Source organism: Acetobacter sp. DmW_136 (genome assembly GCF_008690365.1).
Lineage (GTDB): Bacteria > Pseudomonadota > Alphaproteobacteria > Acetobacterales > Acetobacteraceae > Acetobacter > Acetobacter oryzifermentans.
In genome coordinates this window covers 1-14,663 of sequence record NZ_VHON01000026.1, presented here as the reverse complement: position 1 = coordinate 14,663, position 14,663 = coordinate 1, and the positions used below count along the sequence as shown (strand labels likewise).

The following is a 14,663-nucleotide window of genomic DNA, read 5'->3' as shown; positions in this document are numbered from 1 at the left end:
ACCGGTGCGCTCATACCTTCATGTCTGCAATCCATATCGCAGCAAGCGTCATCTTCTATCTCAAAGAATGAGTCCTGAGCCTAGGTTTTTTCTCGGTAATTATCAGCACCGGGCACGGTCTGATCCATCGCATTCTATCCCCTGGCGCAGGCCTGCTCAACATAGATTTGTGGGAGCCCATTTTCGGTCTGACGATGTATGCATCAGAGCGACGGATATAGTGTCAGGTCGACTTTCAGTGTATTAGCAAGCGCTTTAATCAAAGGGTGATCATAAGTTGCTCGAGCGCGGCCATAAGTCTGCGGGTTGGCTTCGCACTCCGCGAGCAATTCGGTTAGAGTTGCAACCGTTAGCTTCGGTAGAATAGGTTTGATGAAGCGGCTAAATCTCTTGTCCGCAGCATCAAAGTTCTCACTCTTTCCGTAAATTTTAATCGCAATCCGCACTGCTTCATCGATCACTCCCGCGGCTTCTGCCTCGCTCAGCAGACTCTGCCAGACTGTTTCGGTGATCGTGGCCAGTTTCGTCACATCCTCACCATCCAGTGCTGCAAGATGCGCGGCCATGTCAGGCTTCGTGAAGTGTGCCATAGCGCGGTTATTGATATCTGCCGCTAGGCGTCCGTCCACAAGCAGTGTCGCCGATCGGTCTAGCGAAGAGTACAGTTCGGGATAGTCGACAAGGAACAGGATCAACGCATCGAGCGGCTGAGCATCCGGCCCAACATTGCTGAACGCCGGACGATCGCCGTTGATCATTGTTCGCATTTCGACCCGGTTGCGTGCATAAAGGATCGATAATGCGTCGAGGTTTATCTGGCGGTTTGCCACCGTCTCCGCGTTATTGAGCTTGAAGCAGAACTTCCAAAGCGCGCGGAACAGTTCGCGCTCAGTGGCGAGTGGCATATTTGGCAGATAACGGGCTTCGAGATAAGCTTTCAGCTTCTCGCGTGAGATCAGTACAGCCTTATTGGCGGCGATATCGGTGACTAAGGTTTCGACAATCTTCTTCGAAAATAGTGCGGGCTTCATTAAAAGAGCCTCAAGTGCCATGCGTATCTGCGCGCGAGCATCCTCCTTAGTTGGCCGAAACAGCAGATCGGTCCCAGAAAGTACAGGATGCGCTGAAAAATGGCGGAGCTGCTGGAGATGCTTGAGCTGCGCATGCTCAGAAATTTCGAGCATTTTAGTGCGTTTGAACACCTCGTCGAGTAGGAATATCTCCCAATCTGGACTTGTCGGATTGGCGAGACGCTTGGTCTCGACATCGGTCAAGAGCTTACCGGCCGAGGTATCGCTATAAAGATCACGCAGCGTTTGGAGTTTGTAGACCAGGTCGCACACAACGACAGTCCACAGCATCACCAGACTACTACGATAGCATTCGTTGGCGAAAGAGCGCGAAACTTCGGCGAAATAGTCGCGCGTGCGCTGATCGATGATGCGATCGGCGGATAGGTCGATGGAAAAGCTCGTCATCAATATCCTCAATTACCTCTAGCAGCTGAGTATCAGACCCAAGGTTTGGTCACATTTTTAACAGCTTCCTGCTTCCGCCAGAAGCTGTCTTTTAAGTGTGACGTCTTCTTCAGCCGCTTTGTTCAAGCATCGGCCGTTCGCATGCCAACGGCTGCTTCCATGACTGGTGATTGTGGCAGCGTACGTCCGAGAAGTAGGCGTATCCTGCCTGTCTGCTTTGGTTCTCGTGAACAAGCAGGCGATTAGGGGAAAGACTTGAGCGTCGATTATGGAAGGGAAATGGACGAAAGTCGTTATTTGCAGATTTTACGTTCATGACAGCTTCCGACCAACATGCACCGTTCCGATGGTGTGCCAAGAACGTCAGTTCACGCCAATATCGACCACTCCGCGATTTATGTGGCGCCAATCAGACGGTCAAACCGATCACGGCACCGGCACCAAAAAGATCGGCAGCCGCAGCCAGCCCTGCTTGACTGATGGTTTGGGTCGCAAGAACCGCCAGACGTACCTTCGGCCGCGAAATTGCGACGTAGAAAAGGTTGCGCGCGCGATGATAACCTTTCGTATTCTTGTCGGTAATCCTCTGGGTATGGAGCAGGTCCATTAGATTTGGCCAGTTGTAGTGATTCCATCCGCCACCAAGCAGTACGAGGACATTCTCAAACTCGGCGCCTTTCACGCTATGCTGCGTCGCAAAAGGGGTATGGCCTTCTAGAAAACGAACCAGTTCCACGACCTCGCTATAAGGTACTGCTCGAAGTTTACGGTGCCGAGTGATGTACTTCTCTTCGTCTTCCGCGATCTCTGTTCTTAGTTGATGGATATCATTCTCACGCGCAGCGATTTTATCTGGAAGGCGTGGACGCTGCGCTTCCTTTAGGTGATCAAGCACGTCGCCGATGGTGCCATTGGCTCGTAGCTCGTTAAGACGGTCCATGTCAGTGCGCCATTCGATTTTGCTGGCGTGGCGGCTGAGCGGCGGCTTGCCGCCGAGGATACGGAACATCTCGCCGAAGTGGCCGCCAGCGTACGCGCGTATCATTGGTTCAAGAGTATCCGCGAGAAATGCGATGGTAGGGTCTTCCTTTTTTGCGAAGGCTTCGTTGCGATCAAAGATGGCCGCAATAGTCGGATATCCCTGCTGCGCGGCAAGGGCGTTATGCGTGAGCATCAACACCTTTGTTTTTTCCGGCGCGAAGTCCCAGCCCTCGGCAATAAGCCGCTCTTTCAGGGCTTCGGTCACTGGCGCCTTCACCTCATCTGGCAGGTCCGCCTTTGAATGAGGCGTATTGGTCCGTTCGCCTGCATAGGCGTTTACGTGAAAGAATCGGGCCTCTCCGCAGGCTTCGGGGTCGCTCACATGCTGGGGTAATTCCGGCCGAAGTCGATTGAGCACATCGACAATCGCAGGAGCGGACCGAAAGTTCGACTGCTTCCCTATTCCCTCGACATTCGGGAAATCGGCGAGTGTGTATTCGTTTCGGTAAATAGTCTGCCAGTGGTCGCCAAAAAGACCAATCTGGGGTTTGGCCGACGGAGCGAACAGGTGGACTGTTAGCGCCGCCATGAAGTGCGGGTCGGTGTCCTGGTATTCGTCGATGAAGATGACGGGGAACGCCTGATTCAGCATCGCGCGGAATTTCGGGCGCTCCAGTAGACGAGCCATGAAGCTCGGAATGTCGTCGTGGCTAAGGGTGACACGGTGCTCATCGACACCGAAAAAGCCAAGATCGTAAGTCACTGGCTTTGTGCCGATCCCGCCTCCGGCTTCAATCTTTTCCTGACGGTTCTCGATTGAACCCACTAATTCCCGAAGAGCCGACTGAAAAGGCCTCATAAAGGCCCATGAAAAAGCGTGAATGGTCTCAACGAGGATCGCGGGATGCATCTCGATGTCTTGAGCGATCTCGTCTCGGGCAACCTCCGTGAACGTGATGCACGCAACCCGCTGGCCGCGCTGAAGTAGCGACGTGCCTTGCGTTGAGATAAGGCGCTTCAGTGTTTTGACCAACGAATAGGTTTTACCTGCACCTGCGCCTGCTTCGAGCCGAAAGTGGCCGCCTGCATCAAGGCTTTCATTTACACGCTGCTGGGCTTGGGCGGCAGCTATCTCAGCAGGGTTTTGTGGGGCGCGGTTCATGCAGCAGGCTGCTCTGCGCCAGCATCAATGGCTGGTGGTTCAGTCCGAGGAGGTGGCGGTTGAGATAACCAGATCAGCCCTTCCTGAATGTAGCGGGGAACGACCCAGTCCTCCTCGCGAATCGCGAAATCGAAGGCAGTGTCGGTCTTGTGGAGTTCCTGTGCTTGATCCCATGCGTCGTTAGCTCGGTTTTCCTCAGCCAGCTTAAAAAGCTGAGGGTTGGCGAGAATTAGTGCATCTTCATAGCTCCGGGCACAATTCGCTGATCCGGGCTCGGGGATTTGGTAGGCGATGCGGCGGTAGCCGCTGATCTTGTCAGCATCCTGCTTCGCGGCGAGGTCCGCTAGTAATAAGACCTCGCCCTGCTCCACGTTATACCAAGCCCGCAGCGCGGCATTGCCAGAACGATTTCCTTTGGCCGTCGGGCACTTCTTCCAGCGCGCTGGCTTCTTCGTCTCGTCGAGATACAGCGCATCTAGGTCGGTGATAACAAGGGACTTCAATTCTAGGAAATCAAGTAAAGGATAGAACTTGCTGGCGTAAGCGCCGCTGACCTCTACCGTGCTTACATACTGACAGCTGAGCTTCTGACCATCGGGCAGACCTTTATCCACGAGACGGCAAATCCGGGGCATAAGGATGCGTTCTGTGGTACCCTCAACTAGAATAGCCTTGTCGGCGAAGTACAGATCGCACTTCGTCAACGTCATGTACTGATGGAGGAAGTTTCGATCCTCACGGCTGATAGTAGCAAGCCCTTTTCGGAAATCCTTGACCTTGGTGTGCCGGATGCCAGCGGCGCTCGGCATCGAGCTCAGAAAATATCGTATCGCCTCGAAGCTGGCAGCGTTCGCTACATGCGAAGAGTGGGTCGAGACGACGAATTGCACCTGCCATTGAGGCTCACCGGGATAGCTTTCAGAAAGCTTCGCAGCGGCTTGATTGAGCTGCCCGATGAAGACTTCCTGCATCTGCGGATGCAAATGTGCTTCGGGCTCCTCGACAAAAACAATATGTACGCCAGGGCGAGTAGGCCTCGAACGATATTCCTTGTGGAAGGCTTCAAGTTTCAGGAGGATGTAGATGAGGTTGCGGGTGCCGAGGCCATTGTAGCCTTCGGGCAGATGAACCCCATCATGCCCCGTATAGAGAATACGTGTGTGATCGGCCAAAAGGCTTTCGACGTTGAGCGATGTTTCGGGGCGGAGTTCAGTGTCATTAAGGCTCGGAAAGCCGAATACGCCCAACGCCGGAAGCAGACCCTTCACTATCGTATCGAAGCCGGCCTGAATGCCCTTCTCAATGCCACCGACCGAAGATTTCAGTTCCTGCGCCAGTTGCTGGTCCGCCTCGGCGGCCGTGGCTGACGTGGCAGTTTGAAAAAGCTTGCCAAGCAATTTTCCGATGACATCAGTCTCGCCTGGTTTGGAGAGGTCAAGCGTGCGCTGTGCACCGATGAAGCCACACTGAATCAAGGCGTTCAGGTTAGCCACACCCTCGAATTCGCGTTGATCGGCGGGATTGGTCGGGTCAACTGCAAACAACCGTATACCGTAGGCCTTCGGAATCGTGTCGCGCAACTCACGATAGAAATGATCTATCGGGCTCACCCCTTCTTCGGGTTCAGCTTGGCCAAACAGCGTAGAAACAGTCGCCAGCTTCGGCGCATATTCCATACGGATAAGGGCAGTCGTTGAGGTCTCATCGAGGTCGATGACAAAGGGTGAGAGAGGGCCGAACTCCTCATTAACATCATATCGCATGGTGAGCGTGACGACGATCTTGGGCAGTGTGTTGATAACGCTGCTTGGCGCTTGTCCATCATCGACAAGATGTTTTGCGGTGAGAAATTTTGGCCGCTGACCTGCGGAGAAGTCCTCCAAGCGAAACCGCGAAGAACTCTCGCCTGAAAAGCGATCGAACACATCAGTAAGAGAAGTTTTTCCGCTATTATTGCGACCAACGATTACGGTAGAGGTCGACTCCAAAAGTATCTCGACGTCTTCAAGAAGGCGAAATCCCTCAACGCGCACCTTCTCGATCCGCATAATCCCATCTGCCTTAGTTCTCGTTACGTAATCCGCCTAACATAGACTGTCCGAATTAGGGTTGCAATTCAGATGGATGATCGGCTTGAACAGCCCGCTTAAACGTGATTGTCAGGCATGCTTCTGCGCTAATATGGTGCCGGTTGCAGCATAGCCAGGCACTTCCAAGTAATCCCAGTAGCGGCACCGATCGGCAGTAATGTCCCAAAACTCGCTCGACAGGCGTTGGCATAGTAATGTCAGCTTTCTGACAACCGTCATACCCACATGGGTGTCAGCCATGAGGGCGAATGCGGAATGGATATTACGGTGTTGGAATGGCTGAGAGAAGCCATTCGTAGCGTTGACGTTTATAAATGTTAACCGCGAACCATTTCTGGCTTCTTTTGGTCGTGAGGTCAGGTTGGATTGGATTGCCGCTGTGCAGAAATCGAATCAGCCTGTTTGAAAAATCTCAAAGGTAGTGATGTAAGGAAACTGCAGGACAGCATAGTTGCCGATTACTTGAGATGAAATGAATCATTCCATTCCACGGCATTTCTGATCAGTATGGACCTTGGTAGGCAATGGTTCCTGAAATCACAGGAACTACGGTGCGATGTACACTACAAATCGAGTACAGACGCGAGCGTGGCTGCTGTTCTGTTCCACTCTTCTGGCCCTTTCAGGATGTGCTCCCGGCAGGGATGAGCGTCCTGAAGGTAAAATCACGGATGTCAGCATCCTGAAAAGCGGTCATGATATTGAACAGGCGCAACAGCAGTCTGCTCACACATCTCCCGCCAAGGCATGGTGGCTGGTCTATCATGATCCTCAGCTTGAGCGGCTCGTAGGAGACGCGCAGGAAAGTGCTCCCTCGATCCAGATTGCACAGGCACGGTTGCGTGAGGCTGCTGCCGTAGAAGGCGCAGCGCGAGCCAACCAGTTGCCCCATGTCGATGGGTTCGGCTGGATAGCGGGGGAGCAATTCCCTGATCACTCTTATTATCCCGCGCCATACAAAGGAAATTTCGGGAGTGAGGGCAAGCTCCAGCTTGATGTTCAGTATCATGTCGATTTCTGGGGACGTTGGCGAAAACTGACACGTTCGGCACGCTACTGGCAGAATGTTTCATCTCTTGAGGTCGCTGATGCGCGCCTTCTGATTCAGACGGCAATGGTCAGTGCTTATGTAAGACTGGATGCAGCGTATCGGATGCGCGATGTGGCTCAGCAAGGGCTTTCACGGCGTGAAGGCATCGTGGAAATGCTGGCGTTACGGGAAAAGGCCGGGCTTTCGACCGACATCAATGCTGTGGCGGCCCGTGAGGCCCTGACCGACACCCGCAGCCAGATTGATCTGCTGGACGGAGAGATCAGTGCCCGCAGACATGAAATCGCGGCCCTTCTCGGTAAATCGCCTGACTTCGGAGACGCGATCGCACGGCCGCATCTGCCAGTTATTGCTGATCCGGCGCCGTTGTCGAATGTTCCGGCTGTTCTTCTGGGCTATCGACCTGATGTAGAGGCCAAACGTGCGGCAGTGGAAGCCACATCCAACGCCGTTGGTGCGGCCCGCGCGGCATTCTATCCCGATGTCGATCTTGTTGCCTTTGCCGGTTTCCGGTCTCTCGATATCGGTCACATGATGCGACCGGGCAGTGTCGCAACACAGTTTGGGCCAGCCGTCACCCTTCCTATTTTCGAAGGAGGTCAGCTCCGTGCCGCCCTGAAAAACCGGCTCGGTGAGTACGATGCTGCTGTCAATGACTACAACGCGACAGTGTCAAAGGCGCTGCAGCAGGCCGCTGACGGAATCTCCGACCTGAAGGCAAGGCAGGCCGCCAGGCAGGAAGCCGAGGCCGCTGTCAGGCACTGGCAGCATGTCGTCGATCTTGAACGCATCCGTCAGAAAAATGGTCTTTCGGACACCAATGATCGTCTGGCGGCCGAAACGGCATTGCTGCTCTCTGAGCGCCGTTCAGTCGAGGCAGCCGCACGCGTCGCTGAAGCCCAGATCACCCTCATTCGCGCACTCGGTGGCGCCTGGTCGCCTTCTTTCACTTCCTCTGCAGGGCAGAAATACCATGGCTGATACTCCTGTTCCGGCGGCTGCGGATACTGCCGCTACCCGTCGCAAGCGTCTGCTCTGGCTCGGTGGTGGTCTCGCAATCATCGCGGTTGGCTGGGGCGCCTATACTTTTCTCTCCAATGGTGCACTCGTTTCTACAGACGACGCATACGTCAATGGGCATGTTGTGGCGATTACACCACAGGTCGCGGGTACTGTCCGGGCCATCGGGGCGGACGACACTGATCGTGTGTTGACAGGTGCATCTCTCGTGGAACTGGACACAAGTGACATGCGTATCAGGCTGGAGGCTGCTGAAGCCGGCCTGGGTCAGGCCATCCGTCATGTCCGGAGACTTTTCGCGGCTTTGGACGAAGCCCGTGCGCTCGTTGCTGTCCGTCAGACAGAACTGGATCGGGCATCGGCCGATCTCCGGGCACGCCGTATGGTGGTTGGGCAGGGGGCTGTGACGGCGGAAGAGGCCCGTCATGCCTCGGATGCCACCAATACGGCGAAGGCCGCCCTTCAGGTTGCGCAGGCGGCGTATACCGTTGCGCTGTCCCAGACACAGGGTACGACACTTCCTACCCATCCAGATGTTATTGCAGCAAAGGCCAGGCTCCGGGCGGCAACGCTGGACATGGAGCGTGCCACGGTGCGGACGCCGGTCGGAGGCATGGTCGCAAAACGTGATGTCCAGCTTGGACGCCGCGTCGCTGTTGGTGATCGTATGATGGCCGTCGTGCCTTTCGACCAGTTCTGGATCGACGCCAATTTCAAGGAAAGGCAACTTCGGCACGTCTGCGCCGGTCAACCCGCCACCATGACTGCGGATGTTTATGGCAGCAGCGTGATCTATCACGGTCATGTCATGGATGTGAACGCTGGCAGTGGCGCGGCTTTCGCCTTACTGCCGGCCCAGAACGCAACAGGGAACTGGATCAAGGTTGTGCAGCGTGTGCCTGTACGTATCGCATTCGATCCGGTGGAACTGGCCCGTAAGCCTCTCCGGATCGGAATGTCGACCGAGGTGGAGATTGATACCGGACGGTGCGATCCACAGGCGGCCAGTCGTCCAGCAGTCGCTGTTGGTACAGACCTCTATACAGAGCAGCAGCAGGCTGCGGACCGTCATGTTGCGGAGATCATGAAGAAAACCATGGGAGAGGCGGAATGAGCAGGTCGGCTCCCCAGCCAATCCAGCCGCTGTCAGGGCCGCTCCTGGCGTTCGCGGCGATGACAATCGGTCTTGCCTCCTTTATGGCCGTGACGGATATCACGATCGCGAACGTCTCGGTCCCGACCATTTCCGGGAACCTTGGTGTCAGCACCGAAATCGGCGAATGGACCATTACCTCTTTCGGAATTGCGAACGCCATTTTCATACCCCTGACGGGTTGGCTGTCGCGTCGGTTCGGGCAGGTCAGGCTGTTTGTCTGCGCGGTGGCAGCCTTCACGGTTGCCTCGGTGCTTTGTGGCATGGCGCGCTCCTTTCCACTGTTGCTTGGTTTTCGTGTCCTTCAGGGCATGGTGTCAGGTCCGATCGTGCCACTGAGCCAGGCATTGCTCGTTGCCATATTTCCGCCGGAAAAACGGACACTGGCGGTTGCCATGTGGGCCATGACGAACATGGCGGGGCCGGTGGCAGGGCCTGTGCTCGGCGGTTGGATTACGGACGAATACACCTGGCCATGGATCTTTCTTGTCAACGCACCGGTTGGCATTTTCGTGGTGGTTTCCACATCGGCGCTGCTGCGGGGACGCGATACACCGACTGTCAGACTTCCGGTTGACGTAATCGGCCTGATCCTACTTGCCATTGCCATGGGGTGTCTGCAGGTGGCGCTTGACCGTGGACGGATACTCGACTGGTTTGCTTCGCCTTTCATCTGCACAACAGCGATCCTGTCTGTGCTGGGACTTGTATTCCTCGTTGTATGGGAATTGGGCGCCAAATATCCCATCGTTGATCTGCATTTCTTCGCATACAGGAATTTTGCAGTTGGAACGGTCGCGGTGGCCATCGGGTTCGGGTTGTATTTCGCAGCCCTTGTGCTGGTGCCACTCTGGCTACAGACCGATATGGAATACAATGCGACATGGGCAGGGCTCGTGACTGCCCCCATGGGTGTATTTGGTATCCTGCTTGCGCCCTTTCTTGGGGCATGGGTCAGAAAGGGGGATGCGCGCCTCTTCGCGTCACTGGCCTTCTTCTGCTGGGCCGCTGTGGCGTTCTGGCGGGCAAATTTCACGACGGATATCGATGCCGGTACGATTGCTCTCACCTGTCTGGCCCAGGGGATAGGGATCGGCTTTTTCCTGACACTTCTGACGGCTCTTTCCCTGTTTGGCATTCCGCCGGAACGCCTCGCGGCCGCGTCCGGGCTCCAGACAGCCATTCGCATGATGTCTGGAAATCTTATCGCCTCTCTCGCCCAGACGTTCTGGGATCGGCGCTCCCGTTATCATCAGGCGCATCTGGTTGAGACACTTACCCCCTATCACGATCGTGCGGCGGATGCGGTGACGACCCTGAAAGGTGCGGGGCTGACGGAGGATCAGGCCTGGGGCTCTATCTACCATCAGGTGCTGGTTCAGGCAGACATGGTTTCCATGAATGAATTCTACATGATCTCCACATTTGCCTTTACGGCATCCGTGGGAATCATCTGGATTGCCCGACTGCCTCGAAAGAAAAGCTGAGTCCGATCAGGACGTCTTATCGTCCTGACGCCTCACCGGTGCACAGACTTCACGCACGCATTGTCTGAGAAAGCGGTGCGCTGCATCGCGATCAAAACGGGGATGCCATGCCTGGGCAATGACAAGTGTATCGAGAGGTACAGGAATATCGAACGTTCTCAATTGTATCCCCAAAGCTTCGACAGCACGCAGGACAAAGCGCGGTACGAGGGCGATCAGTTCCGTACCGGGAAGAGCAGCGATCGCCAGCATGAAGGAAGGAACGATGAGAGAAACCTGTCGCTGAAGCCCGTAATGCGCCATCAGTGCCTGATCAACAGGCCCTTCCGCGCGTCCCCGGCGTGAGACACTGATTTGCGGAAACGATACAAAGCGTTCCGGAGAAATTTCAGTCTTGAAGATGGGGTGGTCCGGGAGTGCCAGTCCGATATGATGATCGCGAAAAATGGTCTGGACCCGTACTTCCGGCCCCATGGCCCGGAGTGCCCCGATATCGAGATCAATGCGTCCTTCGCGCAGCGCATCGTCGTCGGACTCATGTTCCTGGGCAAACCGGAGTTCCGCTTTCGGGGCATCATGAGCGATCCGGGCAGCGAGGTTTGAGGCGAACGCCGCTGTAAATCCTTCATTTGCCCGGATTGTAAACCGTCTTTGCAGTCGGTCGAGATGCAGTTCCGTGTTGGGCAGGAGAACCTCCTGAGCTTCGGCAATGATGTTGCGGATCCGGGCGTGCTGGGTGCGGGCATACTCCGTGGCGACAAGTTCCCGTCCTGCCCGCACCAGAATGGGATCGCCCATGATTTCACGGGCGCGGGCGAGCAGACGGCTCACGGAAGGTGGGCTTAGCCCAAGGCGTTCCGCTGTGCGGCCCACGCTCTGTTCCTCAATAAGGATGTCCAGTGCATGGAGAAGATTGAGGTCCGTCGGTTTCACGTTTTCAAATCACTCCACGTCTTACGTCACGACCTTGTTCAGGATGCCAGTAATCTTCAGATGCGACCATTTCATATAATGGAATGATACTTTCCATTTCACGGTATTTTTTGAAGGTTGGATCAGACCGTAAGGTGTTCTCAGACAAGAGGGCCAATTTTCCACGGCTCTGCCTTCCCCAGAAGGCCAGAGCCTTTTCATTTGCGGTCCCCGGATTTCTGAAAGTCATCGTGATGAAAATGATGTCACAAAACAGGACGTTACGTCCGGCAGTCGTCAAGGCGGTGCATGATGTGACGCCGCACATGCGGCGCGTCACTCTCGTCGGAGACGATATCAAGAGACTACCGGTCGAGCATCCCGCGCAATGGATGAAGGTGTTCCTTCCTGCACCGCCCGGCCGCAAGCCGGAAGGACGTGCCTATACGATCCGCCGCTATGAGGCGACAGCCGGGTTGATGGAACTGGATTTTGTCCTGCATGGCGACAACGGTCCGGCGTCTGCCTGGGCCGAAAAGGCAAAGGTTGGGGATGTGCTTCAACTGGCCGGTCCGCGCGCAGGATACCGCGTTGATCCCGCAGCAAGTCGCCATCTTATGGTGGGGGATGCGACGTCGCTTCCAGCGATAGCGGCTATTCTTGAGGCGTTATCACCTGGCGTTACTGCCGAAGCCTTTATTGAAGTGAATGGCACAGATGAAGAACAGAAACTGGAAACTGCTGCATCCCTGAATGTTACCTGGCTGCATTCGGGTAGCGAGCCTCCCGGCACGACGGGGCAGCTCGAACTCGCCGTACAGGGGGCAGTTCTTGACCTGTCCGATTGTCAGGCGTGGGTCGCGGGAGAGTCTTTCATGGTCAGAGCCGTGCGGACTTATCTGACCGTCGATCGTCTGCTTCCTTCCGGTCGCCTGCATGCGGCCGGTTACTGGAAAATGGGCGATGCGGACCATCGCGACCGTGACTGACTGATCCCGCTTCGCGACAATCATGCAGACCAGGAAAGGCTGACGCCCTATGAACATCGCACACGGTCACTCTATCTGCTCCATAATTCCTACCGTTGCCCATGCGATCGAGGCTATGCGTGCAGGGCGAATGGTTATCATGGTGGATGATGACAACAGGGAGAACGAAGGCGACCTGGTCATGGCGGCTGAATTCGTGACTCCTGACGCAATCAATTTCATGATTACCCATGGACGAGGGCTGGTATGCCTGCCGCTTACCGAACGAAAAAACTAAACGTTCTATCCGAACACCCCTTTGGCCTCCTTGAGGCGGATCTCACACTAATACAAGCAGTTCTCAATACTCTTCCTTAAGGAACTGAATGCAGGCTAAAAATATGGGAAAAGATTACACCAATGAAAACTTTCCAGTTGCATCACTTCTTTTTAACAAAAAAATCGAGACGTAGTAGTCTCGTACTACAAAGTGGCTAGATTTTCTGACGACATCGCTGATTGCAGTAAACTAAATACCAAAGAGAAAATTAACAAATTATACGAAATTAAACAGCGAATTATGTCAGATAGACAAGGTGAGAGCATATATGGGGATGCTCGAAGTCGACTGACAGAAAGAGGCATATCTATCGACAGATTAACAGATTTAATTTCGGCATTTCATATGGATGTTGTAGGAAGAGATTATGATTGTTGGGATGATCTTGTAGAATACTGTAAATATTCCGCTAATCCTGTCGGACGCTTTATATTGGATCTTCACGGGGAATCTGACACTCTGTATTATCAGTCAGATGCATTATGTTCCGCTTTGCAGATCATTAACCACATTCAGGATTGTCGCCAGGATTTCCACCAGCTCAGAAGAATATATATTCCGGGAGAGTTCTTTTATGGAGATTCAGAAAAAAAAGGCGATATGTTCTTAATTGGTAATGCCAATTACCTTGATGTGTCTGTTAAAAAACTTGCTGATAAGAACAGATCCCTTTTAGATGCGTCTAGTCGCCTTCCTCTGTTGGTGAAAGATATTAGACTATCTATGTGGATAAATTCTGTTCACACTATCGCTACAGAGTTAAATAGCAGAATATCGCGTTTAGGTATTTGCGAGAGGAGGCATAAGTTAAGTGGGTCTGGTTTTGTGGTTCTTGGTTTGCGAGGCGCAATGAGCGCAGCCCTCTCTTCCGGCCGAAGATGCCGTGGTTAAAAGGGGTTATGCACTCTGCATGAGCTGGTTGGCTACGTTTTTCAGCATAAGCCGTGCAAAGGCTATGAGATGCACAGTTTAGAGCGTTGAAGCGTAACGCTCGTAATCCTTTACAAACGTGTTGCCCATGCGAAGAATTTCTCTACTATCAAAAGACGGGGTAGAATCACAAAACCTTGTTTAGTATAAAGCAGTTTGATGATTTTGAGAGTGATATCGCGCTCTTCAGCGGCGTGCGCCGCTTTTAGCATGGTGTAGCCATGATCAGTGCACCATCTCAATGCGTCTACCTATCTGAGCCTGCGTCTGAGCGCACCTCCATTCACCCCTGACTGCGATTAAAGTCGGCGCTCTGTTCGTGGTCTTTCTTCTGCCTGTTACAGTCACACCCTTATTCGGTCGCCTTATCGGCACGATCGGGCGCACGCTGACCTTTCTGCTGTCGCAGGTCGCCGGGATTGCCGGAATTGCCCTGACACTTTCCGTCCATCTCCCTCCTATCGTAATTGGACTGGCTCTGTCCTGCATGGCGGTCTTTGCCGGACAGTCCTGCGCCACCGGCTATACAGCACGACATGCCAGGGAAGGACGGTCTGCGGCGACCTGTCTCTTATCTCACCTGCTCTTATCTGGGCGGAAGCATCGGCGCTGTCGCCCCTGCTCCTCTCTACGCGCATCACGGCTGGTTCGGCTGTGCTGTCCTGATCGGTCTGTTGGCCCTGGCCCGCACGGCTCTCGCTCGCGTGGCATGGCAGGAAACAGTCGTTGACGCATAAAAGAAGAAAAAGCTGATATGAGACACGGACGGGATCAACGCAGTTGCCCAAAACGTTTCCTGCATTCGGCGGGAGTCACGCCAAGATGATGCTTAAACACCCTTTGTACGCAGACACCACAGCCGACATAGACTCAGGCAGTGAACGTCTCGTCGTCCGATCGCGCAATTTCCACTAAGCAATGAGGCTTGGAACGGACATCACGCTATCGTGATAATGCCCCATTTTAGCCCAAACTACGCTGCGCTTTCAGTCCCGATTGCATCCTATACGCATCCTGCGCGTGGAGCAGAAACGCCAAAAGCCGCCCGATGGGCGGCCTAAGCATTTGTTTTCAAACGGAATTTTTGGTTG

Annotated in this window: 9 protein-coding genes and 3 pseudogenes; 7 read left to right on the top strand and 5 right to left on the bottom strand. The window is 54.4% G+C overall.

The window, feature by feature from the left end; genetic code table 11:
• Positions 1-203 precede the first annotated feature (203 nt).
• From FKW31_RS08700 to FKW31_RS16050, 4 genes are all read right to left on the bottom strand, one after another.
• The gene (locus FKW31_RS08700) at positions 204-1,478 is read right to left on the bottom strand and encodes a hypothetical protein (RefSeq protein WP_150178346.1); all 1,275 of its coding nucleotides are present in this window, start codon (positions 1,476-1,478) and stop codon (positions 204-206) included.
• 409 nt (positions 1,479-1,887) lie between these two features.
• The gene (locus tag FKW31_RS08695) at positions 1,888-3,621 is read right to left on the bottom strand and encodes a UvrD-helicase domain-containing protein (RefSeq protein ID WP_150178345.1); all 1,734 of its coding nucleotides are present in this window, start codon (positions 3,619-3,621) and stop codon (positions 1,888-1,890) included.
• Positions 3,618-5,669: an ATP-dependent endonuclease gene (locus FKW31_RS08690; RefSeq protein ID WP_150178344.1), complete on the bottom strand. Its 2,052-nt coding sequence runs from the start codon at positions 5,667-5,669 to the stop codon at positions 3,618-3,620. Before FKW31_RS08690 ends, FKW31_RS08695 begins: the two co-directional genes overlap by 4 nt.
• 111 nt (positions 5,670-5,780) lie before the next feature.
• A complete protein-coding gene (locus tag FKW31_RS16050) occupies positions 5,781-5,951 on the bottom strand; it encodes a hypothetical protein (RefSeq protein ID WP_166443395.1) in 171 nt (56 codons plus the stop codon).
• Positions 5,952-6,267: 316 nt separating this feature from the next.
• On the opposite strand from FKW31_RS16050, the gene FKW31_RS08685 reads away from it, so the two are divergent.
• From FKW31_RS08685 to FKW31_RS08675, 3 genes are read left to right on the top strand one after another with little or no spacing between them, the layout of a single operon-like run.
• Positions 6,268-7,743: an efflux transporter outer membrane subunit gene (locus tag FKW31_RS08685; RefSeq protein ID WP_150178343.1), complete on the top strand. Its 1,476-nt coding sequence runs from the start codon at positions 6,268-6,270 to the stop codon at positions 7,741-7,743.
• Positions 7,736-8,896 (top strand): efflux RND transporter periplasmic adaptor subunit, encoded by a 1,161-nt coding sequence (locus tag FKW31_RS08680; protein ID WP_150178342.1) that lies wholly within the window; start codon positions 7,736-7,738, stop codon positions 8,894-8,896. The genes FKW31_RS08685 and FKW31_RS08680 overlap by 8 nt, the downstream gene beginning before the upstream one ends.
• Before the next feature lie 59 nt (positions 8,897-8,955).
• Positions 8,956-10,422 carry a DHA2 family efflux MFS transporter permease subunit gene (locus FKW31_RS08675; RefSeq protein WP_238332786.1) on the top strand — a complete coding sequence of 489 codons (1,467 nt, stop codon included), beginning with the start codon at positions 8,956-8,958 and terminating at the stop codon, positions 10,420-10,422.
• A 6-nt stretch (positions 10,423-10,428) separates the two neighbouring features.
• On the opposite strand, the gene FKW31_RS08670 is transcribed toward FKW31_RS08675, so the two are convergent.
• Positions 10,429-11,355 carry a LysR family transcriptional regulator gene (locus FKW31_RS08670; protein ID WP_150178340.1) on the bottom strand — a complete coding sequence of 309 codons (927 nt, stop codon included), beginning with the start codon at positions 11,353-11,355 and terminating at the stop codon, positions 10,429-10,431.
• Positions 11,356-11,438: 83 nt separating this feature from the next.
• Here FKW31_RS08670 and FKW31_RS08665 point away from each other — a divergent pair, with 83 nt between their 5' ends.
• The 4 genes and pseudogenes from FKW31_RS08665 to FKW31_RS08650 form a co-directional block, all read left to right on the top strand.
• Positions 11,439-12,323 carry a siderophore-interacting protein gene (locus FKW31_RS08665; protein WP_238332785.1) on the top strand — a complete coding sequence of 295 codons (885 nt, stop codon included), beginning with the start codon at positions 11,439-11,441 and terminating at the stop codon, positions 12,321-12,323.
• Between the two features lie 49 nt (positions 12,324-12,372).
• Positions 12,373-12,594: pseudogene (locus FKW31_RS08660) on the top strand (3,4-dihydroxy-2-butanone-4-phosphate synthase); the annotation flags it as partial.
• Positions 12,595-12,774: 180 nt separating this feature from the next.
• A pseudogene (locus FKW31_RS08655) lies at positions 12,775-13,533 on the top strand (squalene/phytoene synthase family protein); the annotation flags it as partial.
• Between the two features lie 288 nt (positions 13,534-13,821).
• Positions 13,822-14,309: pseudogene (locus FKW31_RS08650) on the top strand (MFS transporter); the annotation flags it as partial.
• Between the last annotated feature and the right edge of the window lie 354 nt (positions 14,310-14,663).

Bases quoted from the DNA above. Each gene is read 5' to 3' on its own strand.
- FKW31_RS08700 (WP_150178346.1), bottom strand. From the start codon at position 1,478: ATGACGAGCTTTTCCATCGACCTATCCGCCGATCGCATCATCGATCAG.
- FKW31_RS08695 (WP_150178345.1), bottom strand. From the start codon at position 3,621: ATGAACCGCGCCCCACAAAACCCTGCTGAGATAGCTGCCGCCCAAGCC.
- FKW31_RS08690 (WP_150178344.1), bottom strand. From the start codon at position 5,669: ATGCGGATCGAGAAGGTGCGCGTTGAGGGATTTCGCCTTCTTGAAGAC.
- FKW31_RS16050 (WP_166443395.1), bottom strand. From the start codon at position 5,951: ATGGCTGACACCCATGTGGGTATGACGGTTGTCAGAAAGCTGACATTA.
- FKW31_RS08685 (WP_150178343.1), top strand. From the start codon at position 6,268: ATGTACACTACAAATCGAGTACAGACGCGAGCGTGGCTGCTGTTCTGT.
- FKW31_RS08680 (WP_150178342.1), top strand. From the start codon at position 7,736: ATGGCTGATACTCCTGTTCCGGCGGCTGCGGATACTGCCGCTACCCGT.
- FKW31_RS08675 (WP_238332786.1), top strand. From the start codon at position 8,956: ATGACAATCGGTCTTGCCTCCTTTATGGCCGTGACGGATATCACGATC.
- FKW31_RS08665 (WP_238332785.1), top strand. From the start codon at position 11,439: ATGATACTTTCCATTTCACGGTATTTTTTGAAGGTTGGATCAGACCGT.